The 24,293-nt window shown below is 63.2% G+C and carries 16 protein-coding genes and 1 pseudogene; 3 read left to right on the plus strand and 14 right to left on the minus strand.

Annotated elements, in window-relative coordinates; genetic code table 11:
* Positions 1-263: 263 nt before the first annotated feature.
* The 11 genes from ACWGUG_RS13975 to ACWGUG_RS14025 all read right to left on the minus strand — a co-directional run bounded on the left by ACWGUG_RS13975 (position 264) and on the right by ACWGUG_RS14025 (position 16,058).
* Positions 264-1,160, minus strand: coding sequence for an HNH endonuclease (locus tag ACWGUG_RS13975; RefSeq protein ID WP_452325031.1), 897 nt, complete (start codon positions 1,158-1,160; stop codon positions 264-266).
* 2 nt (positions 1,161-1,162) lie between these two features.
* Positions 1,163-2,200, minus strand: coding sequence for a restriction endonuclease (locus ACWGUG_RS13980; protein ID WP_452325032.1), 1,038 nt, complete (start codon positions 2,198-2,200; stop codon positions 1,163-1,165).
* A complete protein-coding gene (locus ACWGUG_RS13985; protein ID WP_452325033.1) occupies positions 2,197-5,316 on the minus strand; it encodes a type I restriction endonuclease subunit R in 3,120 nt (1,039 codons plus the stop codon). The genes ACWGUG_RS13980 and ACWGUG_RS13985 overlap by 4 nt, the downstream gene beginning before the upstream one ends.
* Positions 5,313-6,419 carry a restriction endonuclease subunit S gene (locus tag ACWGUG_RS13990; RefSeq protein WP_452325034.1) on the minus strand — a complete coding sequence of 369 codons (1,107 nt, stop codon included), beginning with the start codon at positions 6,417-6,419 and terminating at the stop codon, positions 5,313-5,315. The genes ACWGUG_RS13985 and ACWGUG_RS13990 overlap by 4 nt, the downstream gene beginning before the upstream one ends.
* Positions 6,420-6,505: 86 nt before the next feature.
* The gene (locus ACWGUG_RS13995) at positions 6,506-8,455 is read right to left on the minus strand and encodes a type I restriction-modification system subunit M (protein ID WP_452325035.1); all 1,950 of its coding nucleotides are present in this window, start codon (positions 8,453-8,455) and stop codon (positions 6,506-6,508) included.
* Positions 8,456-8,736: 281 nt separating this feature from the next.
* Positions 8,737-9,615 (minus strand): alpha/beta hydrolase, encoded by an 879-nt coding sequence (locus tag ACWGUG_RS14000; protein WP_452325036.1) that lies wholly within the window; start codon positions 9,613-9,615, stop codon positions 8,737-8,739.
* Complete coding sequence (locus ACWGUG_RS14005) at positions 9,615-10,439, minus strand: hypothetical protein (RefSeq protein ID WP_452325037.1); 825 nt, start codon at positions 10,437-10,439, stop codon at positions 9,615-9,617. Before ACWGUG_RS14005 ends, ACWGUG_RS14000 begins: the two co-directional genes overlap by 1 nt.
* Positions 10,440-10,761: 322 nt before the next feature.
* Positions 10,762-11,847, minus strand: a complete 1,086-nt coding sequence (locus ACWGUG_RS14010; RefSeq protein ID WP_452325038.1) for a hypothetical protein — start codon at positions 11,845-11,847, stop codon at positions 10,762-10,764.
* A 316-nt stretch (positions 11,848-12,163) separates the two neighbouring features.
* Entirely contained in the window at positions 12,164-13,306 is a 1,143-nt protein-coding gene (locus ACWGUG_RS14015; RefSeq protein WP_452325039.1) for a hypothetical protein, read from the minus strand.
* Positions 13,303-14,865 carry an ATP-binding protein gene (locus tag ACWGUG_RS14020; protein ID WP_452325040.1) on the minus strand — a complete coding sequence of 521 codons (1,563 nt, stop codon included), beginning with the start codon at positions 14,863-14,865 and terminating at the stop codon, positions 13,303-13,305. Before ACWGUG_RS14020 ends, ACWGUG_RS14015 begins: the two co-directional genes overlap by 4 nt.
* A 197-nt stretch (positions 14,866-15,062) precedes the next feature.
* On the minus strand, positions 15,063-16,058 hold the full coding sequence (locus tag ACWGUG_RS14025) for a hypothetical protein (RefSeq protein WP_452325041.1): 996 nt from the start codon (positions 16,056-16,058) through the stop codon (positions 15,063-15,065).
* Positions 16,059-16,426: 368 nt separating this feature from the next.
* Between ACWGUG_RS14025 and ACWGUG_RS14030 the strand changes: the two genes are divergently transcribed.
* Positions 16,427-19,168 (plus strand): AAA family ATPase, encoded by a 2,742-nt coding sequence (locus ACWGUG_RS14030; protein WP_452325042.1) that lies wholly within the window; start codon positions 16,427-16,429, stop codon positions 19,166-19,168.
* Between the two features lie 197 nt (positions 19,169-19,365).
* Positions 19,366-19,539, plus strand: coding sequence for a hypothetical protein (locus ACWGUG_RS14035; protein WP_452325043.1), 174 nt, complete (start codon positions 19,366-19,368; stop codon positions 19,537-19,539).
* 243 nt (positions 19,540-19,782) lie between these two features.
* Here the strand turns inward: ACWGUG_RS14035 and ACWGUG_RS14040 are convergent, their stop codons facing one another.
* Positions 19,783-21,162, minus strand: coding sequence for a reverse transcriptase domain-containing protein (locus ACWGUG_RS14040; RefSeq protein ID WP_452325044.1), 1,380 nt, complete (start codon positions 21,160-21,162; stop codon positions 19,783-19,785).
* Complete coding sequence (locus ACWGUG_RS14045) at positions 21,155-21,754, minus strand: SLATT domain-containing protein (protein ID WP_452325140.1); 600 nt, start codon at positions 21,752-21,754, stop codon at positions 21,155-21,157. Before ACWGUG_RS14045 ends, ACWGUG_RS14040 begins: the two co-directional genes overlap by 8 nt.
* A gap of 384 nt (positions 21,755-22,138) precedes the next feature.
* Here ACWGUG_RS14045 and ACWGUG_RS14050 point away from each other — a divergent pair, with 384 nt between their 5' ends.
* Positions 22,139-23,293, plus strand: coding sequence for an SIR2 family protein (locus ACWGUG_RS14050; RefSeq protein WP_452325141.1), 1,155 nt, complete (start codon positions 22,139-22,141; stop codon positions 23,291-23,293).
* On the opposite strand, the pseudogene ACWGUG_RS14055 reads toward ACWGUG_RS14050, so the two are convergent.
* Positions 23,290-24,284 (minus strand): annotated as a pseudogene (locus tag ACWGUG_RS14055) (IS481 family transposase). The gene ACWGUG_RS14050 and the pseudogene ACWGUG_RS14055 overlap by 4 nt on opposite strands.
* Positions 24,285-24,293: the final 9 nt, after the last annotated feature.

The following is a 24,293-nucleotide window of genomic DNA, read 5'->3' on the forward strand; positions in this document are numbered from 1 at the left end:
ACGCCGTCAACGCCGGCGATGACCGATGTGGATAGATGTCGGAAGACGTCGTCAACTGGCGTTGGGGTAGAGGAGCGCATCCCCCCGACGCCGAGAGCGTAGCGCTCGGTCGCGCCTCCGTTCTCGCCGCTCGCTCCTTGCAGACTCCGCGCTGGCGCGCGTCGCTTAGCAGCCGTTCCACGACGAGCACTGCGCCGCGCCCGCCGCTGAAGAGGCTGATTGTCGGGGTAAGCCGAGGACTGCATCAGGCCTAAGCAGCTTGACTAACGACGCGCGAAGAGCTCGTACCTCGACGCGAGTCGATCTCGGTCGGGGCGCGCCGCTCGACTCGATGGCAGCCTGATGTGCCTCCCATGCATGTCCTGGAGGCCGTGGCGAAGCATCGGCCCGTCGACCTCATCGAGCAGCTGTTGGTCAATGCGGACCTCGTAGTCGGGAGTGATGCCCATGAGCGATCGATCGTAGGCAGCGTGATGGATCTTGCACATGGCCATGCCGTTGCTCACGTGCGCGACACCTGCGGCGTCTGCATCGGGCGCGATGTGGGCTGCGTCGAGCAGCTCGGAGTGCTTGAGGTCGCACACCGTACACGAGCCCGCATACGCGTGAAGCACCTGCGCGCGGAAGATCGGCTGATGCAGTCGCGTTCGCACGATTGTCTCTGCATAGCGACGCTGGTCGTCCGTGTACTTCAGCGGATCCCCGAGAAACGCGAGGCCTTGCTCCAGCGGAAATCGCACGACCCGTTCAACCGGGTCGTTGTCGGCGATGACGATGGGATAAAACGGGACGTAGAATCCGGCGCGGACTCCCCTGAAGTAGACGATCGGGTCTCGATTGACGACAGCACGCGCGAGCTTGGTGTTGTCGCCGCCCTCCCCCACCCGGTAGTGATAGGTCACCCATCCATCGACGCTCTCGCTATCCGCGTAAGGATTGCGCCTGCCGGCCGAGGTCATGATCGTCAGTGTGGAAGAGAACGAGGCTGGATTCCGAATGCCTCTCCCACCCGGGTCCAGAAGCTTGATCGGCTCGCCGTCAAAGCTGTACGACTGGAGTAGTTCTCGAGAGAGTTCGTAACCGCCGTTCTGGTTGAAGCGCTCGTCGAGCCAACGAAACACGTCGGCGCGAATCGCGAGCTCCTCAATCCTGGAGCGCATTCCTATCCCTCCGCGATGTCCGCTACGACGAGCACTCGCGTCAGCGGGACAACCGACCGCCACGACTCGGGCAGCTCCGTGTAATTCTCCAGGACCATCGTGACGACATCTTCGCCAGAGAGCAGCCGGAGGCCGGGACGTTGGCGCTCGATCGCTAGCGCATCACGTGAGTACCCGCCAAGAGTGACGAAGAGCAGCAGCTCACCCTGCCCTTGCGTGCCGATCAGTTGTTGCACGTCCGGCGCGCCGACAGTGCCCGTGTGGTGCTTGCACTGGACTTTGATGAGAGGTGGTTCCACGCCAAGTGGATCGCGGTGCGCTATGACGTCGACACCGCCATCCTGAGAGTACTGAGTGACCCGAGCTTGATAGCCGAGGGCGCGAAGCAGCGCAGCCGTGAACTCCTCAAAGTCCTGGTGTGTCAGTCGCTTGTGAAGTGTTTCGAGGACGAAGTCACGCGTGTGTCGTTCAATTCGTGACGCACGAGGCTCGTCGATCTCGTCGTCGCTCGCCGTCTGGTCGGCCACCAGGTCGATAGTCTTGGCGAGAGCGTCGAGGGACTCTTCCGAGCTCTCGAGTGCCGCGAGAAATTCGTCGATGTGCCGCCGCACGCGGAAGACGGCAAGGACCGAGCCGATCTCATACAGCGCTGCTTGTGAGAACAACGTTCGAGGGAGGCCGACCCGCTTCCACTCGACGCGTCGCCTGTGACGGTGAGCTGACGCCGAAGGTTCGAAGTAGTAGTCGCTGGCAATGACTCCTAGGTTGATCGTTGAGTCCGGCTTGTATGGTGCGACGACCACATCGCCGATCCGCATCTCATCGCGAAAGCGAGTGAGTACCCCGGCTTGGCCAGCAATTGATCGCACCTTCGCATCCGGTTCGATGGCAGTGAGCGCAGCCTTGATCCCATCACGCCCCGCCGCGATGTGGGTCAGATCAGGGAGGTCATCCCAGCCAAGGCTGATGAAGCCCTCGTCGACAAGCTCGATGGTCAATGTGTTGTTATGCACGCCCCACACATTCACGTGGCGAATCACCCTCCCGCGGTCCTTTCGACCGAATTGGACTTCAGGTAGTCGTATAGCATCGCCGGCAGTGCCTTCCCGAGCTCGGCGAACAGCCCGCTGTCGTTGAACAGGTCGTCAATGAACGCGGGCGTCTCGTCCCGAACCCCGAGGAGCGCTTTCGTGAAGGCCTTCGGAAGCGCGGGTGACTCGGCGAACTGCTGCGGGCTGTTCACAGCGGCCTGGTTCGCGAGCTCGACGTCCAAGGCCAGCTTCCCGACGATGTGGTTCATCTGGAGGTCAATTACGCCGACGCCGTACTTGTCGCCGAGTCGTTCGTTGAGCTTGTTGATGATCTCTTCGAGCGCGGACCGGTGCTTCTCGTGAATTGCGCCCGACCCGATGGCGGTAATCGGATCCAGGCCAGGCCCCTGCTCAAGGTTCAGCTTCACCGCCTCGCCGGCACTGATCTTGTACCCGACTAGCGTCACCTCCGAGATGTCGACCGGTTCAAGGATCGTCGCAGTCGACAGTTGCGGGAGAACGCGGCGGAAGAAGTAGTGCCGGCGGGGCAGGTCGGTGTCTTCGAGGTTGCGGGCCTGGGAGATGAAGTCGTAGAACTTCACGAAGTTCCCCACATCGACCTTGAACAGCCGCAACTCGTCCTGCTCCCCCTTGTCGTCATCCAGCACCGCTGCGACCCACCGCTTCTGGAACCGATCCACCGCTGGGGCGGTCGCCGCCGACACCTTCGAATTCACGTTCACTCCGCCTGCAAGGGCTGCATCGAACGCCTGCTCGACCTCGAACATCTCGTATATGCCAGCCGAGTCGAGCTTGGTAACCAGGTCGTAGATCAGGTTCGGGTCGGTCGCCGCGGTCAGCGTCGCCTTTCGGTAGTACGGCAGGAACGCGTCGAGCACCTCCTGCGGCTCATTGACGAAGTCGAGGACGAACGTCTTGTCCTTGCCGGGGTGGGTCCGGTTCAACCGAGACAGCGTCTGAACCGCCTGGACCCCGCCGAGCTTCTTGTCGACGTACATCGCGACCAGGCGGGGCTGGTCAAATCCGGTCTGGAACTTCTCCGCCACGATCATCACGTTATATGTGGCGGGCTTGAACGCCTCCGCCAAATCCGACTGCACCCCCGGGTTTTGAGTCCGTTCCGTCAGCCCCTCCCCGACGTCGGTCGGGTCGTCGACCGCGCCCGAGAACGCGACCAGCGACCGCACACCCTGCACGCCCGCGTCGGCGATATAGGTGTCGAGGTACTTCTTCCACCGCACCGCCTCGACACGTGACCCGGTGACGACCATCGCCTTCGCCTTGCCGTCCAGCAGCGGCTGTACGAACGCGCGGAAGTGGTCGACGACGATCTTCGCCTTCTGGCTGATGTTCGTCGGATGCAACCTGACGTACTGCACGAGCGCCTTCACCGCGGTCGACTCGTCGACCTCACCGGCGCCGTCGTAATCTGAATCGGGATGCTGCAGCTTCCACGCCACCTTGTACGGCGTGTAGTTCTGCAGCACGTCGAGAATGAAGCCTTCCTCGATCGCCTGCTGCATCGAGTACAGATCGAACGGCTCCGGCGTCGCATCCGCGCCGCCCTCCGGCACCCGCCCGAACAGCTCGAGGGTCTTCGCCTTCGGGGTTGCGGTGAACGCGAAGTAGGAAATGTTGGGAGCGGATGCGGTGACCGCCATCGCCCACTCCAGGTATGCCTCCGAATCGATCGGGGCACCCTCGGCGACGGCGGCCTGCTCGTCGGGGGACAGCACCTTCGTCAGGGCCCCCGCAGTGGACCCGGTCTGAGACGAGTGCGCCTCGTCCGCGATCACCGCGAACCGGCGCCCCTGGAGCTCCGGCAGGGTCTGGATCGCGGTGATCAGCGCCTCGAACGACTGGATCGTCACGATCACGATGTTCTTGCCGCCGGTCAGCGCGGCGGCGAGCTGCTTGGACTTCGATTCGCCCGCATCCTTAGTGATCGACTGCACCACCCCGGCCTGCTTTTCGAACTGGCCGATCGCGTCCTGCAGCTGCTTGTCCAGGACTGTCCGGTCGGTGACCACCACGACCGTGTCGAACACCCGCCGGTTCTGGTCATCGTGAAGCTGGGAGAGGCGGTGCGCGAGCCACGAGATCGAGTTCGTCTTGCCCGACCCCGCCGAATGTTGCACCAGGTACCGGTTACCCGGTCCCTCCTCCCGTGCCGCTTGCACGAGCCGGGTCACAGCCCGCCACTGGTGGTACCGCGGGAACAGCACGTTTTCGGACTTCGTCTTTTTACCCGTGTCAGGGTCGACATCAACCTCGACCTGCAGGTGCACGAACGACCCCAGCAGCTGCAGCCAGGTGTCGCGCTGCAGGATCTCCTCCCAGAAGTACGCGGATGCCGACCCGTCCGGGTTCACCGGGTTCCCGGCACCCTCATCCGCGCCCTTGTTGAATGGCAGGAATCGTGTCGCGGCGCCAGCGAGCTTCGTCGTCATCCGCACCTCGGAGTTCGACACCACGAAATGCACCAGCGACCGCTTCGCGAACCCGAACAACGGCTCACCTGCCGGCGACCGGTCGAACCGGTACTGGTTCACCGCATTCCCGATCGACTGCGTGAAATCCGTCTTCAACTCGACCGTCGCGACCGGCATGCCGTTAACGAACAGCACCAGATCCAACGCCTTGTTCGGATGCTTCACCGAGTAATGCACCTGCCGCATCACGCGCACCCGCATGTTGCCGTACGCCTCAAGCGTGTCAGGGTTCTGAGTCGTCGCCGGCCGGAACTGCGCCAACCGAAGCTTCACCGCACCCCCATGCAGCGGCACCATCGAGAAACCCTCATGCAGAACCCGGATCGTCCCACCGTTCTTCAACGGATCAAGATCGAGCGACTTCGCCAGACGAATCAGGATGCTACGACCCGCCGCATCACGCTGGGCAGCGCTGTCGGCGGGCCGCACCACCTTTGCAAACTCGGTCGGCTGCGAATCCTCCAACCACCCGAGCACGTCCTCGGGGAACAGGGCGAGCTCACGGTCGTACCCATGGTCGGTCGGCGAGTAGAGCCAGCCGTTGGCGGCGAGATGCTCGGCGATCTCGTTCTCCAGCACCGACTCCAGATGCGCCCCAGCAACACCGCTCACACCGCCACCCCCACATCGATCTTCCCCGTCACCGCAGCCGAAATCAGCGCAGCACGACGCTCGCGAGCGAGTTCGACCGTACAGTTCGCCACATCGATGGCCTTGTCGATCTTCGCAACGGCCTCGGCGATTGCATCCGCGATCCTTTGCTGTTCATCGAGGGACGGGTACGGAACAGGCGTCTGCCCGAGTGTCCCCAGGTTGAGCCTGCGAAACGTAGCGCCAAGGATCTCGTAGTCCCAGAAATCGTCCGCGATTCGCGAGCTAAGGACCCAGACCAGGTACCGTGCGTTGATCTTTGCGGGCATCGTCGCCACGCGGACTGTGTCTTGGGTGAGGTTCGCGCCGGATAGATCGTCAGACAGGAGACCCACTCGGCCAAAGGCGGGTCCGATCGAAACGACGATATCTCCGCCCGCGAGTACGGATCGTCCGTATGCGGCGGCGATCTCGGGAGTCGTGCGTCGAAGCGACTCGAGCGCAGGTGAGGCACCCTCGCCAGGTAGATCTGAGGGACCGATGTAGGGGATGCCGGTCTCGACCGGTTCCCCACATTGCAGGATCCCGTAGGTCAGCGGTCGCTTTGGAGAAACCAGTCGCTTGAGGGGAATGGTCTCGTGGTTGCCAACTAGATCAACGATCGACGATGCGCGGCGTTCGGTGAGGAGGGCGATGAGTTCCTCGTTCTTCGAGATGAACGCGTCGATCTGCGCCGTCTCCCGATCCAGATAGTCCGCAATCGCCCGCTGCTCACCGGCGGACGGGACGTAGGTATCGATTGTTCGCAGTACTCGAAACGGAACTTCAGTGGTCCTGACTGCACCGCTGTCATCTCCGGCCGCGATTCCCCGCTCCCGCTTGATCATCTCGGCCGCGAACGGCTCTGACTTCATGAGGTAGACCACGTAACGCGGGTCTACTCCGGTGCGTGGGCGCATGACCTCGTAGTGGTAGGTCACAAGCCCAGCTTCCTGGGCCACTCCCATCGCACCGGCCCTGATGCTCATTTTGTTGAACACGATGTCGCCGGCTCGACAAGTCTTGTAATTGTCTAACGACTCAGCACGGCCTGGCGTGTCGGTCAATTCGCTTCGCCTGATCACCCCGCGAGTTTGCGACACGGAGAGGAGCGGAAGCCTCGATCCTGGGATTCTCTTATCCACGCGCTCAACGAGCGCTCCAAAACGAGTCACCGCTCGACCTCGACGAGCATTGCGCGGAGTTGGTCCATGACGGCATCGAGGTCGCGGTCGATCTCTTCGAGCGGGCGCGGTGGGACGTACTGGTAGAAGTGGCGGGTGAAGGGGATCTCCGCGCCGTCCTTGGTCTTGGCGTGGTCGACCCACGCGTCGCGTGCGTACGGGAGGACTTCGCGGGCGACGTAGGCGTCGACATCCTCGGCCCAGGGCACGTTCTCGGTGTCTCGGAGCGACGCATCCGCCTCCGGGTTGCCCTTGGCATCGGTGCAGGTGTCGGCGGTGTCGTCCTGCTCGCCGAGCTCGGTCGTCACGGTTTTCAGGAGCGCTGCGGGGAGGGTGAGGCCTTCGGCTTTCGCGGCATCCTTCAGCACCTTCTGGAACTCGGACCGGTTCTTCCACACCGTGTCGGTGCCGAGCCGGTCGAGGGTTGCGCGGAGGGAGGCGGCATCCGTCTCGTTCAGCTTCCGGATGGCTTTGGCTTCGAAGACGGTGTCGATGCGTTCGGGGGTGGCGTGCCAGTTGAGTTTGAGGGGGCGTTCGACGGTGATGGTTCGGTAGAGGAAGTCTTCGTTGCGGAAGATCTTCGAGTGCTCGCCGTCCTCGAATCCGGCGTACATGCCGACGATGCTCTCGATGTTCTTCGGGGAGAGTTCGTTGCGCTTGGAGCCGAGGCCCTTGCGAAGCTTGGTGAACATCTCGCGACCGTCGATGAGTTGCACCCGGCCCTTGCGGTTCTGATCTTTGCGGTTGGTGAGGACCCAGATGTACGTCGAGATGCCGGTGTTGTAGAACATGTCCTTCGGCAGCCCGATGATCGCCTCGACGAGGTCGTTGTCGAGCAGCCACTTGCGGATGTTCGACTCACCGCCGCCGGCGCCGCCGGAGAACAGCGGGGACCCGTTGAGGACAATCGCCATGCGGGAGCCGCCGTCTTCGGGCTTACGCATCTTCGACACCAGGTGCAACAGGAACAGCATCGCGCCGTCGCTGACGGAGGGGGTGCCGGGGCCGAACCGGCCGTTGAACCCGAGCTTGCTGTGCTCGTCGTCGACGTAGGTGCGCTGGTCTTTCCAGTCGACCCCGAAGGGCGGGTTGGACAGGCCGTAGTCGAACTTCTTGTCGTCGAAGTGGTCCTCGGTGAGAGTGTCGCCGAGGGCGATGTTGTCGACATCCTGACCCTTGATGACCATGTCGGCCTTGCAGATCGCGTATGACGCGTCGTTGTAATCCTGCCCATACAAGCTGAGTTGGATGCCCGGGTTGAGGGTGCGGAGGTACTCGTCGGCGACGGAGAGCATTCCGCCGGTGCCGGCAGTCGGGTCGTAGATGGACCGCACCACGCCCGACTTCGACAGGGCGTCGTCGTCGAGCGCGAACAGCAGCTCGACCATAAGCTTGATGACCTCACGCGGGGTGTAGTGGTCCCCGGCGGTCTCGTTCGACTTCTCGTTCGCGAACCGGATCAGCTCCTCGAACACGAGCCCCATTTGGATGTTGCTCACCGCGCGGGGGTGGAAGTCCGCCTGCGCGAACTTCTCCGTCACCGCGAACAGCTTGTTCTTCTCCGCCAGCTTGTTCAGGGTCTTGTCGAACTCGAACCGTTCAAAGATGTCCCGCACGTTCGGGGAGAACTCGGCCAAGTAGGAGGAGAGGTTCGCGCGGAGGTCGGCCGGGTCGGCGACGAGCTTGGCGAAGTCGAACGGGGACGTGTTGTAGAACTGGTGACCCGACGCCTCGGTCAGCTTGATCGTCTGCAGCATCTCCGGTGCCGTCGCGACGGTCGGGGCGACCTTCAGCACCTCGGCCTTCGTGTCGGCGAGGACGGCGTCGAGGCGTCGGAGCACCGTGAACGGCAGAACGACCGACCCGTACTCAGAGGGCTTGAACGGGCCACGCAGAGACTCGGCGATGTTCCAGATGAAGTTGACGTGGTTCACCACGGGTGGGTACTCCTACTGCAGTAACGAACTCACGCGGCATCGACGCCGCGAACTCTCCCATCCTGGCCTATGAGGACCGCACGTCCGGGGCGCCGCCATTGCGGCAGCAAATTCTTGGGTGTTCTTTAGCGATGCTCCCGCGTTGAGCGCTCGGCAACGATGTATGCAAAGTCACCGCGAAGCCGTCCATTGGATTCAGGACGTGGTCGGCTGCCCTATCACCGATCCGCGTCGCGCGTCGCGTTCGCTGCTCAGTCGTCTGTCGGCGATGAGCGGCTGGTCTATTCCAGGGACGCTCGCCGCTGAGGTGGCTTTCGCTTCGGTAGGACCGAAAAGGGCAGCTGACGGCCGATGCCCGCGGCATCCCTGCGATGTGGGATTCGACGCGCCAAGGAACGGGTCTCTCCGACCTTGAGCAGATCGACGAGGGCAGCCGCGGATTCGCTCGATGCCCAATAGTCCCCATGGTCCAAACCGAGGTCCCGGCTAGTGCCGCTTTCCCACCTGTTCGCTGGTTCACCTGTGAGGCCGACCGCTCTCGCCCCCCGATGGCCTACCAAGTATTCGCCGACCGGGAAAAACCGCTTCAGCACCCGGTCTCTCGACGAGTAGAGCGCGACTTCTCGCTCAGCGGTTGCCCTTCGCACCCCGAACTCGCCAGGGGCCTCGCACGCGTCGACTGGGACGGCAGCCGCCATCAGAAGCGCGAAGGCAACCTTTCGACTTGACCCGCGCCCGTGCAGGCGGCGCGCGGCAAGGAACCGCAGGGCAACCCGCGATCCAAGCGAATGCGCGACGACGCTCACCTCTGTGGCTTGCATACGGGAGACAACGACGGCGAGAGCGTCGCCAGTCATCGTGGCAATGGGAACTCTGACGCTGTAGGTCGCCTTAGAGATCATCCGACCCGGGTGGTCGCCAGGCCAATGGACTCGAACGAATCCAAGGTCTGCTGGAAGCCGACGGCCTCGGGCCATAGATCGAACGTTTGCGATGAATCCGTCGTAGGCAGCGTTCGCGTCGGTGACTCCGGTATTGAACCCGTGCACCAGGAGCACGACGCGTCGCTGTCGCGAAGGACTCGGTAGCCGCGTCGGCTCCCAGGAGACATCGCCCGGTGCACCTGGTTCACGAAGACTCAGGGTGGAAGTTCGGGCCATCAGCGATCTCTCCACCGCGCGATGCCGGCTGACAGATCCCGAACAACCCAAGAAACAAATCCGCCGCCAACGAGAGCGATGCCCGCGACGAGCACCGTCGCGCCCGGACTCACAAACACCGCGATGATCCAGCCCACGAAGCCAGCAATCAGTAGCGATGACACGGTAAGGGCTTTGCGCCAGCGACGAGCGGTCACGATCTGCAGCAAATCAAGACGCTGCTGCACGAGGTCGATATCTACCGCTACTCCTGTGTCCCGTCTTACGGTCGATCCGCGACGCTGCTGGTCCGCGGCGTCCCCAACAAGTGCAGCGGCGAGATCGGGAAACGACTGCGCGTTGGCCAACGCGCGCTCAGCTGCCTGAGCCAACTGGGCGGTCAATTGCTCGATAGGGGCGTCGAACAACTCGCTCACCGCGCTCCGGTGCTCGAAGTCGCGACTCCAGCGTTCCAGCGTCCCGAAAAATGGCCACCGGTGCCACCCCGGAGCCGCCGGTTCGATGAAACCGAGAGCTTCATACAGCTGCTCGGTGGCCCGTTTCGGCAAGTAATGTTTGGCTTCAGCCTTCCCCGTCTCATCCGTCTTGCGTGCTCGGCCGTCGCGCATCAGTCGTTCGAGCCAGGCAGTCACCGCAGCGTGCTGGAACGCTCCCCTTACCGGGAAGACGCGCCGGATGCTTTCAATCGCCGCGCAAGCGATCACGCCTGACGCCAAGACAACGAGTGACAATGACCCGATGTCGAGTTGCGGGACGTGCTCTCGGCTGAGGCCAGCAACGAGTATCGAACCGAATGCAAACAAGACAACCGTTACCACGAGCATGAAAACGACCTTGAATCGGCCAAGTCTCATCGCGTTCCCCAGACGTTTGCTACAAGTGCGGCAGCCTCAAGCTACTCGGCCGACCCGTCGATGCTGGTTCGACTTTGGCAGGTCGACTGCCCGCATGCGGAGCGACGCGCCTGGGTGGGTGTCAACACCGATTCCCGACCGGGCGCCGGAGCGGTCACGGACGCTGAACTGGCTCTTGGGATGATGCGGCGAGCTCCCGGTCGAAGCATCAGCCGGCGGGCAGGCTGTCTGCAAGCCCGGGTACCCGTCGGCGTACGTATCGGTAACGAGACAGCCCCTTCGCAGCACCGGGCTATCGGATGAATTCTCGCAGCGCTCGCGTCAGTCGTCCGCGGTCCGGTGAAACACCGTTGACTCGCGCAAGTTGCGCCTCCACCTCTGCCCGAGTCTCGATGACGCGACGGAGTCGTGCAGCGTTTGCGGTTCGATTCGCCATGAGAAAGGTGCGGACGTACGGCGACATCGCCCAACGCCACGAGACCACGGTCCACGCGCCGGAGGCCGACAGAATCGCCCAGTACCAGGCGACCCCTGCCATGTTGACTATTGCCAACAGCACAGTCGTGACTGTCAACAACGCGCTCACAAGGCCCGCGCTCGTTCGAGCGAATCTTGCCGACGTGTCATCCCCCCGCACGGGGTCTTTCACGGCTGTTCCCAATCCGTACAAAGCGATTGCGAACACGCCCAGCGTCGTAGATCCGATTAGGGCAACGAACTCCGGGGATGACGCAGCGAGCGATGCTGGCAGTGTTGAGAACAACGTCACGAGCACGGGAGCAAACCAAAGCAGGCGGGCTCGACGCGGGTTTGCGACTTCCAGCTTCTCCATATTGAACAGGGCCCGATACCGGTCGCGACGATTGGCGAGCGTTGCCTCGGCCTTGCTCAGTCCCTCCAGTTGGCTTCTTAGGCCGACGGGGGACACATGACGCATCCAACCAGCGGTGATTGCGAACACAAGCGCGAGGATGCTGCCTGCAATGGCCTGTCCCGTGGCCTCGCCTGGAGCGGTTACGAGAGAGGTGAGCGCTAGCGCCGCCCATGCGATTCCGACGAGCGCGAGCAAGCTCCCCAGTCTGAGCAATTCTTCCGGAGCGACGCGCCATATCTCACTAATCGAGAGCGCAACGAGGACGGTCACAAGAGTGGGAAGGAGCGGATCAACCGCAGACGCGGTTACCGGGCCGACCTCTCGCGCGAACGATAGCCACGGATTCTGAAGTGCCGTGTCGAACGGCTGCCCAAGTATCAGCAAAGGACTCAGCGGCAACCAAGAAACGGCCCAGACCATGGCCGCGAGAAATGTTCCCGCCAGCATGAGGGCGCGGATGTCCTCCTTGAAGGAACGCCGCCTTAGTTCTGCCGGAGCTGCCACGCGCACATCGTATGTGACCGAGCTTCCGCGGGATATCCCAAGAAGCGGTATGTACGCTGCCGATCTCGTCGTACCGATCCGCATCCCGGTCGGATCTCGGCCGCAGGCAGCGCCACATCGTAGAGGTCGCCCCGGCCTGCGGAGCCCTTTCTCGCCGACGAAACCGCATCGGGCACGTGCGCGCAGGCCACGACGGATCCTCTTCCGGGCGGCCGCCGCGAGGAGCCAGTTGCCCCTCGCATTCGGCCCGAGGGCGGTTCACGAATCGCCATCACCCGTAGAGACACGCGTAGCGCGGCTCATGTCGGAGAGACGATCAACTGCCCTTGAACCGGTCTCGCACCACGCTTAGCCACATCCGGACGACCTCGTGATCGTCCGACTTCAACATCCTGACGTGTGCGAGGCGGTTCCGAATTGGCACCAGTTGCTCCTGCAATCGGCGCCAGACGGCAGGCTCCACGCCGAGGTGGTTGAACTTTTCGCTGCGCACGATGTCGATCAGCTCTCCCAGCATGAGCCACTCAAGCGGATCCCGGATGTCGCCTATCGACTTCGCTGCCACACTTCCGTCAAGTTGTGCGCGCCGAAGGATTTCACTCTTCAACCCGCCTACGGCACTCGAGCGCCATGCGCTTCCGTACTTCTCGATGGCCGCCGTGCGGACAGCTGACCGAATGGCGCGCTCAATGTGCCACAGGCCGTTCGAGACAACTGGGAGTTGATCGCTGGGAACCACCGTCGCGCTGATGTGTTCGGCGAGGGATTCCTTGAGAAGCTTGGACGAGACGGACGGCGTGAGTCTTGGGGTCGAGGACTCGTCCATCCAAAGAAGCCCCGCCCCGCGCAGTGCTTCAAGTTCCCGTGAGCCGAGGAATTGCAGACCATCGAGACTCTTGGGATCGATGTCGAACAACGCATGATCGAGCGCGGCGAGGACACCCGAACCTAGTTCGGCGAGAGCCGACCGAAGGCTTTCGGCCGACAGTTCGTTGCCGAAAGTCACCGACGGTAGGGGCCACCCCGGTAGCTTCCGAGCCTCTTCGTCTGGAACTTCCTCTTTGGTGAGAAGCGGGAGATCTACCAGCGCGGCGTCTTCCAAAACAGAGCTGCCTGGGACCGATCGGTATGAGGCACGAGGGGCGCGGGAAATCAGACAGACGCTCTTCTCGCTGTCGAGCAAAGAGAACACCGTCTCCCTCACCTCACCGAGGACGTTCAGATCTGAGTCGACGCAACCCTCGAGGTCTACGACGACGATGCCTGAGGACGCCTCGACTAAGTCGAGCCAGGAGGACCGATCGGAAATCGACGCCTCAGGGACACCAAGCGATGCGAGGATGCCGTCCCGCAGAGGGTCGAACATGCACCCCAATTGCACAAACACGAGCCGGTGACGCTTTACGCTCCGGGCAATGAGCTCTGTGCGGAGGTTGATGGCGTCGTCGATTGCGCTCATAGAAGGCTAAGCACTGTGGCAGACTGATACTCCGCACCGGACTTTTCGACCAGACCGAGGCTGAGGAGATGCTGCAGTTCCAGCGGTTGGTCTCTAGCGACGTCCCCGAAATCGTCCGCCGACTCCATTAGGAGGTCAAGCATGATGGATTCGATCGGATAGTAGCGTCGAACGTGACTGACCATCTCGTTGATGTTGCCGGCGACGGTGCGTTTCCAGTCATCAAGATCGAGCAGGACATCGGTGCGCGATATACGGCGCTGAAAGACGTCCACCGGGAGTTTCTGGACGACGGATGATGCGAGGCTGCGATAAAGGAATGCGTGTCCTCCCGTCGCCTCGAAGAAGGCTTGAAGTGCCCCCTCCTCAATCTGGATTCCCATCCGCGCGCCGACCGACGTCGCGAGTTCGTCAGCCTCGTCGCGATCGAACGGGGCCAGAAAGTGCGTTTTCGCCCACGAGAAGAGCGGGTTGGGTCGACCAAACAGACGGCCATTCTCTACGATCGCACTGGTGAGCCCCGAGAGCATGAAGGTGAAGTTGTCGTTCTCCTGGACAAGGCTACGGAGCGCCCCCAGGAACTGGGAGACCGAGGTCATCTCGCCCTCGCTGATGTCCACCCGGTCTGACGGAGTCAAGTACTCAATTTCGTCGAGCAGAAGCACGAGCGACGTGTCATGCTTCGCTAACTCGCGCAAGGTCCCCTGCATGGCGCGTCGGAAGTCGGAGGCATCGGCAGAGTCCCCGAGCGAAGAGATCGCTCGGCTGCTCAAGCTTCGTTTATGCAAGACCTCCCGAATGTCCGCGCGAAGATCCTTGATCAGGCTAGGGATCGGATCCGTCGGCGGCGATGGCAGACTTTCGAGATCCCGAAGAATGACGACGCGATTTGAGGAGGAGATGTCGTCGGCCAGCTGAGTCAGGACGCTGGTCTTTCCTGCTTTGCGCAGCCCGAACAGTCCCGCGACGCGTTGATTTCGCACATCGTCGCGGAGTGCCTGCATCAGTTGCCGCCTGCCGAAGAACCGGTCACCGCGGACTGGGGTCGATTCGTAGAAGAGGTCTCGCGCATAAATGTAATCGCGGAACAGCGAGACGAGGCTTACGGGGTCGGAGGCGTCTACTCCCGTAAGTGGAACGGCCAGGAATCCTCCCGTGGACCAGTCGTCCAGCTTCTGCCGAGCGCGCGGATCCGGAGACGAGATGAAGATGATGTCCGGCGTGACGTCCCGATGAAGCTTTAGAATTGCGTCTCTTGCCGCCTTAAGTTCGCGAATCTGCAGATCCGGGTAGGGCGAGTAGAAAAACATCACTTCGCGTGTGAGACCAAAGGCGGCCTCGATCGCACCGCTGAATCGAACGAGGGCGAGGCTGCATCGATCCAGTCCGCTGACCGTGCACTTCTGAGCGTGGACCATCTGCGAGCCCAGTTCCGCTAGTGCGCGTCGATGCTGTCCGGCGACGGGGAACCGACTCTCAAGCTGAACGATGTGCCGCTGAAGTGAGTCATTGACGGGCGCCCTCACTGCGCCCGCACGCCATCCGCTGTTGGTAGTCAACAGTCATCCCTTTCTGGCCCACACCCCACAGGGAGCGAGCATATCGGGCTGGCTCACATTCGCCCGATATTCGCAGTTGGTGGCGGATCTTCACGGCCCAATGATCGATGGTCGGTCGGTCGTCACACACGCAGTGCTTGGACGCGCGGCACGCGGGAGGACTGAGCGCGTCGATTGCGGTCAGTCTGGACAACGCGCTAGCGGAGGGCTTCGAGACGTCTACGAAGTGCGGATGAACCCTGCCTCGGGTTCCACACGACCTGCTGTAGCCATCGAGGAACCGACTCCGCGGGCGCGTTGGTTATCACCACGTCTACGCCATGGAGCCGTCCCCGTTCTAGCGAACCTTGCTTAGGGCCTGGAGCCCATTGAGTCTTGATTACAAGATTCCGCCCTCCGACTTCCACCATCAGATCACCCGGGCCGCGTCCATGCGTCCGCACCACGTTCTCGAATTGGTGCCTCAATGCACGAAACACTTCGTCTTCGTAGCCCGCTTTGGCGGCGCGCCGTGATTCGGCCGCGGTTCCCATCTGGTCGACCGCGTAACGCCACAGAGCCAGTGCCCGGCTGTCAGAGACATCAGGGTTTTCGTCGGCTTTGGCGTCCGCTTCAGACGAACCACTAACCTCTTCGTCGGTCTTGGCTCCGCCGGCCTCCTCGCGGCGAGAGATCTCGCCCGGAGCTTCGGGTGCCTTCGCGAGAATGTCGCCCGGATCATGCTTGTCGTCGGATTGCACCGAGTCCAGGACGTCGGGTACACGCGTACGAACAAGCTCGTCAACGACGCCTCCGACGGCGTGTCTCTGGATGTCGGTGCGGGCCGCAGTTGCCAATGCGTTGAGCGTGTCGATCGCGGCGTCAGCGGGAAGCTTCAGCTCAGACCTGTCGCGAGGGAGCCCCCGGTCACTTGCCCATTCAAAAGACTGCCACCAGGCCGCATCCGTGTCGCGCTGGCGACTCGCATGAATCTGTAGAGAGATGCCGACGATCGCTATGCCCGCCGCGATAACGGCGCAGAGACCTGTGAAGCCAGGACTCTTGAGGAAGTCTCCGAACCAACTGATAACCGGATTCGTCGAGGCACCGTTCACCCAGAAGACGACTAATCCGCCGAGGGTCCCGCACAAGAAAGCAATCAGAATCACGGCTGCCCACCGGCCGCCCCGACGAAATCTGCTTTCCGAAGTCATAGATCGATCATTCCCTACCGAGGTCGACTAGCACGGCAGTGGACGACTCGTGAAGAACGCGCACGCAAGCCGGTCGTCGTGCGCACGGTGGCCTGGGTGCCTAGGTGACCGATGTCCGTACGAAATTTCAGCGCCCGCATGACCCGCACGCACGAATGCCCGAGGAACTACCGCCAACCACACCACCGACCGCCACCTCAGAGGCATGGCCAGCACGACCGCACCGCGACCCGCCGAGCCGACCAAACGAACAGCGATGCACGCAGGCACCCGGGGTGAGCGACACCCTTTAGAAGCACTCCCCTACACGTACGTGCACACCGGAAAAATCCCTGGATAACCGCGAGAACGCGTCCTATTCTGGCGGCATGCGAGGAGGCCTCGAACGCTGGAAGCGAGGTGTCGATTCCCGAGGAGTTCGACAGGCGATCGGCTACGCGCTCGAGGGCATCTGCGACGCTCATCTGCACCACTCCCCCGGCGTTGACGCGCTCAAAGCGTATGGTGCGGCATCCAATACGACCGTCTCACGATTCATCGTCGCGAGCGGCAGGGTCGGCAAAGACGAGCTCACCGCCGGCGGCCTTCGTGTCTGGCTCACCGGACACGACCCGGTCACCGGCGAAGTGCGCGGCCATCAGCGGCTGAACCCCGACGCCGACCTGCTGCTCGACGGAACGCTCAACCACCCGAAGTCGTACAGCATCGCAGCGCTGCTGCATCCCGAACTCGCCGCCGAGTTCGAAGCACTGCAGGACCGGCTACGTGATCGCATCCTGCTGACGTGGCAGGCGGAGCTCAACGCGCGGCGCGGGCATGGAGGGCTCATCCGCGAGGAGATCGCCCGCATCGAGGTCGTCGAGCTGCAGCATCGGCGCTCGCGCGCGCTCGACCCGCACATTCATCGTCACCTCTGGCTGAACATCAAGGTGCTCGGTGCCGACGGCAAATGGTCGAACCTCGACTCGCGCGTCGCGATGAAGCTGCACACCGTCGTCAACGCCGAGGGTGAGCTCGCCGCCCGCACCGATCCCGCCTGGATCGCCGTGCTCGCCCAGCACGGGTACACGCTCGCCGAGGATGGCGAGATCGCGGGACTCGCCGGCTGCATCCGACGCGTCTCCCGTCGGTCGGCGCAGATCGAAACCAACCGCGCGCGCCTGATCGCGGAGTGGTCAGCGGCGCACGGAGGATCTGCTCCGAGCGTGGAGGTGCTGCAGCAGATCGACCGACGCGCGTGGGCGGTGTCGCGTCCGAACAAGCCGGCCGATGTCGATGAGGCGTCGTGGGAGGCGCGCGTCCGCGACGAAATCGCAGCGATCGATCCGAGTCTGATCACCCCGCGCGCGCCCATTCCAGTCACTGCAACAGACCCGCAAGCCCTCGACCTGGATCTGCTCGCTGCACAGGCGATCGTCGACGCGGACGAACGGTCCACATCATGCGGCGGGAGGTTGAGCATCTTCGACATCCGCGCGGGAGCAATACGCGCGCTCTCGCGCACGGGCGTTGTTGCGGAGCGCGACCGGCTCGACGACGTGATCGCCGAGATCTCGCAGCGTGCGATGGTTTCCGTCTACCGGCTCGTTGCGGATGATCCGCCGGCGCACGTCAAGGCGTTCATGGCGACCGAGACCGTGCGCGCGAAGGTGCGTCTCGCCGGCCGCTTGGACGTGGTCGCCCGACCCGGGCGCTCCCTGCTGCCAAGCGAGTTGCACCGGCTCGCACGGAACGAAGAGCTCTCGTCGCTGGATGCGTCGCAGAGCGTTGCCGCGTGCGCCATCGCCGGCACGGACGGACTCGTGACGGTGACCGGCCCCGCCGGCGCGGGCAAGACGACGATGCTGCGCTCTGCATTCACGGCGCTCACGTCGCAACGGCGGCGGATGCTCGTTGTTGCTCCCACGCGGAAGGCCGCGTCGGTGGCGTCTCGCGAGGTTGGGGCGGCGGCATCCAGTATTCATGCCTTGCTCTTGGACCACGGCTACCGATGGGGCACCGACAAGGCCGGCGCGAATGTGTGGACCAGGCTTCGAGTGGGAGAAGTCGATCCCAGTACGGGCGCCGCATACGGCGGACCGACCCAGTACGTGGTGCGATCTCGCGATCGGATCGTCGTGGACGAAGCCGGGATGGTCGACCTCCAGACGGCGAACGTCCTCGTTGAGCTCGCGATCGAGCAGGGTGTCGGGCTGGCGTTCGTGGGTGACACGCATCAGGCGTTGCCGGTCGGACATGCGGGTGCGATGGGCTCTGCGATCCGACACGCGAACGCTGCGGTCGAGCTCGACACGGTGCACCGGTTCCGCGATCCCGACTACGCGGCGCTCACACTGCGGCTCCGCGATGCGGGTGATCGCGAGCGTGCGCTGGTGGTTGCGGGCGAGCTTGCCGAACACGGTCACGTCGACCGGGTCGAACATCACGACGCGGCGCGCGAGCGGATGATCGACGCGTACTTCGACTGGCACGCACGCGGTAAGCGGGTGACGCTGGTCTCCGGGACGAATGCTGAGGCGGATGCGATCAACGACGCCATCCAGCAGCGGCGGGTCGACCAGGGCGAGCTCGACGTGCGCGTCGCCGCTTGGGGAATCGGGCAGCAGCGCATCCTCGTCGGCGACACCGTCCAGACCCGTCGCAACGACCGGCTCACGGGAGTCGAGAATCGCGCGCAGTGGATCGTGCGCGGCATCCGCGACGAGTACCTGTCTCTGGTCTCCGTGAGCGACAGCGGCGAGGTGGCGCGTGTGTCCACCGAGTACGCGCGCGAGCACCTGCAACTCGCCTACGCGTCCACCGTGCACGGCGTGCAGGGCGACACCGCCCACGCGTCGGTGGTCGGTCCTGATGTCGATGCCGCGGGGCTCTACGTAGGCCTCACGCGCGGGCGGGTGCACAACGTCGCGATCGTCGTCGCGCGGACGGATGCTGCGGCCCGCGAGCGCCTCGCCGAGTCCATGCAACGCGGCACTCCGGAGTTGACGATTCAGGATGCTCTGCGCGCGCCGCAGGCGGAGATGCGACGCGCGGCGCGGAACCGGGAGGCGGCGATGGCTATGGGGTCGGTGGTTGGGGCGCCGAGTGTGGGGCGCGGGATAGGTATGTAGCGGCGTTCGATTGCCGGGAGCCCAACGAGAAGAGGCTCGCGCGGGCTTTTCGGGCGTGATCAGCGCGAGTTTCGACCTGGCTCATAAAGTCTCCTCGCGTCTCGCGCCAACGACCGACCTGCGCGCAGGGATAAATGCCGTAGGCCGTCGTTGCTAGACCCCTCGAACATGATTGAGCGGGATCTAGACTCCGCCCCATGGCACTTGCGGATGAAGAGATTCGGAACACGGTTCGGGTTGCTCCGGCGATGAGAGGTGGTGTCGGAGACGTCGTACTCGAGCTACTCGATCGACTCAACGCCCTCGAGGCACGTGTCGACGATCTGGAGCGGCAGCACGCGATCGGTGAGGATCCCGATGTCGAGGTGTGAGATCGCCCTCACACGCGCCGTCGCTGCGTCACAGCGCGTGCCGGACGAGGACGCCGCTGCAAGCCGCTGAGCCTCTATCACCTCGCCATAGACTCCTGAGTTGTCGCGATGCCTATACGCGTTGCGCTTGCCTTGCTCCCGCTGGCAGGGGGGTCGGCTTTAGCGGTCTGGACATCGCGCTCCGGCCGCTTGCGCTGACGCCGTGCGTTACTCGCTCTACATCGCCAGGTTGTGCCCAGTCCGTCAATAGTTCGGCGTGAGGTCGCGTTCCATGCTGTACACGTGGAGACGAGTGCGACGGGCGAATTCACGCTCCACCCACACAGGCCCGTTGGCGTTCATCCGTTGTTCGGTCACGCCGAAGACATTCTCAAGGACTGCCCGCTTGTCACTGTCCGTGTACTCGTCGAAGTTCGGGATGTAGCCACTGGTGTCGACCGAGCGTCTTGCCCACTTTCGATAGGTTCGAACGAACGACCTCTGCTCGAGCCAACCGCTGACGCCGTTAGCGGCGGCTAGCGCTTGCACGAAGTAGTCGAGGTCCTTCAATAGGCCGATGTCGGTCAGAAGAGCGTAGTACTGCACCCATCCGCGGCTCTCCTTATCAAGGAGGCAACCCGTGATGCGCAGATTCAGGAACCACGTGAGTCGCGCGGGCGCAAGGAGTTGGACTCGCGTATCCGGCGATGCACGCTCGGTGGTGTAACGCGCGAAGGACAAAGCTATGGAACGCTTCAGGCGGTGCACGCCTGACGACCTCACGCTCACCCCAGTAGGGGAAACCCGGTAGCCCAGAAACTCGACGCCGCCACTCAAATGTCCCCACTGGCTCTTCTTGCTTGTCTTATAAGGGTGTGGCTCGATCCCTATCGGTGTAAGGTCCTTTCGCACTTCGCGATAGATCTGTTGGTGTCTGTCCCGTTGCGTGAGAAAGATCATGTCGTCTGCGTACCGGAAGTAGTGAACCGAATCGTCTTCGCGCCACTTCGCATCAAACTCGTGCATGACCAGCTCGGCCAGCGAGTTGGAAATCGCGAGTCCCTGCGGGATACCACGAGTGCCAGGCCCTCCGTGTGCGGGCGCGTGGTCGGCGATCGTTGGCGTCCGCAGCGCGCGGAGAATGATGTTCCTTACCGCGTCGAGCGGAACATGTTTGTCTAGCTCTTCCTCGACGGCCGCGTGTTCGACGCTCGGATAAAAGTTCTTGATGTCGAGCCGGATCACATGGTCGTACCCAGCGCTCTGTGCCGTCTCCACAAGACGCCGCATCACTCGGTGCGGCGATTGTCGCCGCGCGTGCTGTGCACTAAACATCAGCGCGTTATTCATGACCTGCAACGGCACACGGTCCCGTGCGGCAGCGATGGAAATTTGCCGCGGAGGGACCTCATGAGACTTGGGCGCCAACCGTTCTCGATATGCGATGAACGACCATTCCCCGGCTCTCAGCCTATCGCGGAGGGACAGGAGATGCGCCTCGTCAACCGCCTTCGCATACGCCTCCGGGAGCTGTCCGTCGCGACCTCTCGCAGTTGACACCCGACCAAGTCGGGCGATCAAACTCGCAAGCGCTGACTCCTCAGTCGCCAGATTGAACGCGAGCCGCGCGAGCGCGTCAGTCACCGAACATCCACCCGACTGCCGGGAACAAGAGCGGCACCAACGCGAGTGCGAGTGCGACGGGCAGGGCCGTTAACGACCAGCTCGCGACGAGCTGTGCGTAGCCGCTGAACGGGATCTTCACGAGGTCGTCGCCCTTCGCGCGACGACCGACGTTCTGAAAACGAATGACACCCCAATAGTCCGCGCCCGAATGGTTCTGCGTGCGATCGAGAATCTCTTGGTACTCATGGGAAGCACGCGCTGCAACCCGATTCCTGCGCCAGCCAAGCCGCAGCCGCTGACTGTCCCGCTCGAGGTCTACTGACAGTCGCTGAAGACCCCGATACGCAGTGAATAGGCGCTCAGCGTTCACCGCGTAGTTCGCGCTGGGAACGATGATCGAGGCGACTAACGTGAGAACCGACAAGACAACCAGCAGAAGGTCGGTGCGGTCACTATAAACATCCGGTGCGTTCAGGGACACCACTGCGACGATCAACGTGACGACCGGCGAGGTGACGAGCGGCAGATTCCACAACTGACCGCGTAACCTGGTGCGATTCGCAGTACGCAACCGAGCTAAGTAAGTCGCGTACGTTCGCCGAGCAAGCATTTCCAGGGCGTCCTCACTGGACTTGCCGCTTCCAAGGGAGGCCCGGTCGCCCCGGTCAGAGCCGTTGCGAGGCGAATCGTCAGGACGATTGCTCACAGATCATCACTGCTTACGTTGAAGCTTCGCCGCCCGAAGACAGCCGCACATAGTGCGCTTGGATACATTGCCCCCACCTCCGTGGGGGAACGACGACCGGACCCCCGGCTGAAAATATCACCTCACCGCACCCTGTGGAGCGCACCGGAGCAAGCAAGCGGGGTTCTACCGGCAATCGGTTAGCGCCCGCGGCCCGGGAACCGGGCTGAGCCAGCCACTGGCGATCGGGGAATCGACGCAGATTGGCATTTGCGCCCGCACGCCGTGTACACAAAGGGAGTGAGAAGAATGTTCCTCCTTGGAGCCGGCGCGTCCGTCGATGCTGGGCTTGAGCCAAGCGCTGGCCTCACGAAGGCGATTGCGGGCCACCTCGGCCGCGGCTTCTATCCAGATCCGGTCGGGCAACTCCTGCATGCTGTGGTCGGCGCAATGATTCAGCAGGATGCCAGCACTGGGGGCGACGCCTTCGCGGTTCCGGATGTGGAGCGTGTGTTCTCGGCTGTCGGAGATTTGAAGCGACGCGACGAGCTCGACATCACGGCGTTCGTTGAGCGCTGGAATGGCAGCCTCGACGCAGCGACAGGCCCTGCGGGTCTCCCAGAATCCTGGGGTCGACAATTCCGAGACGCGCTCCTTGGCGAGCATGCAGGAAGCCACGAAGTGCAAGCCGAGTTTGAGCGGGGTGTCTTTGCTCTCACCGAACCAACGTCTTCTACACTCCTGGCGGAGCTCGAGCGTCGGATGCTTGAAACACTCATTCGGCTTCTCCAGGTCGATGAGACGCATCTCCTTTACCTGTACCCGATGCTCCTGGCGCCAGACCTGACTGCAATTGCGACGCTCAACTACGACCTGGCGATCGAGAGCGCTGCCAATCAGCTCGGCGTTTCCCTCGCCACCGGTCTTGATGATTGGCGAGGCGGCTATAGCTGGGTATGGGAGGAGGAGGTCGACGTCCGCCTGTTGAAGCTGCACGGCTCGCTCGACTACGCGATGCACCACGCCCGTCCCACGGGAAGGCGGATGCAGACGGAGCACTTGGTGCGCACGAATGGGGAGATCGCGGCTAACCCAGCCCTTGTCTTCGGCCTCAACTCGAAGCTGCGATCAGACGGCCCCTTCCTTGCAATGCTGGTCGAGTTGGACCGGCTTCTGGCGCAGAGCGAGTGGCTCACGGTCGTCGGGTATTCCTTCCGCGATCAACACATCAACGCTGCGATCACGAGATGGATGAATAGCGATGTCGCTCGACGTCTGTCGATCATCGACCCCGACGTCGAGAAATGGACTGCGGGCGTCCACCGGTTCGGCTACGTCGCACGGTTGGCCGCTGGCGCTTCTGGCGAAGGTTTCGATTTCGGTCGCAAATCCACATGGCCAGGCCTCGAGCTGAATCTGATACCAAGCACGGCGGCGGATGGTCTGGCGTCACTGCACGGCTAGTTGTAGTGCCCAGGCAGGTTGTTTGAGATCCGGCTGATGGGCGGGAGCTTGCCGATGGCGGTGTGGGGCCTGTGGTGATTGTAGAAGTGCAGCCGGGCGGGCAGGGCCGCCCGGCGGGCTGATTCGGAGGAGTAGGCGCGGCTAAACGCCCAGCCGTCGGCGAGGGTGCGGTGGAAGCGCTCGATCTTGCCGTTGGTCTGGGGTCGATACGGGCGAGTGTGCTTGGGGCTGATGCCGAGTTCGGCGCAGGCGTAGCACCAGGCGTTGGACCTGTAGGCAGGACCGTTGTCGGATAGCACGCGCTCGAGCGTGACGCTGCGGTCTGCGAACCACGAGACGGCGCGTCGCAGGACTTCGATCGCGGTCTCTGCTGTCTCGTCGTCGTGGATCTCGGCGTAAGCGAGTCGGGAGTGGTCATCGATGACGGTATGGACGTAGGCGTGACGCATCAGCACGCCCCGGTATTGGTTGCGTGCCTTGCCGGGTGTCGCGGCGCGGTTGCGGCCACCCTGCTTGCGTCCCACGGCGCGCCACCCGCCGCCGTCGGGATGTTCCCCAGCTTCTTCACGTCGACATGGATCAGCGATCCGGGATGATCGTGCTCATAGCGACGGGCCGGCTCACCAGTGCGCACGTCGACGTGGGAGAGACGGTTGAGGTGACAGCGTACGAGCACCGCGTGAACCGTCGAGGCTGGCATCCCGAGGCGTCCGGCGATCTGCACCGGGCCGAAGCGCTTCCTGATCCGCAGATGCACGATCCGCTTCACGAGCGGCTGCGGGGTCTTGTTCGGGTGCCGGTGCGGTCTGCTCGACCGATCAACCATGCCGTCGGGGCCGAGCTCGACGTAGCGTCGGGCCCACTTCGCTGCGGTCGGGTACGACACCCGGGAGTAATCAGCGGCAGCTGAAACCGACCACCCGTCGTCGACGATCTGCCTGGCAAGCCTGAGGCGTTGGCGCGGGGTGAGCGCCGCGTTAGCGTGGGACACGAGAACCTC

This window comes from Microbacterium sp. NPDC055455 (assembly GCF_053619935.1).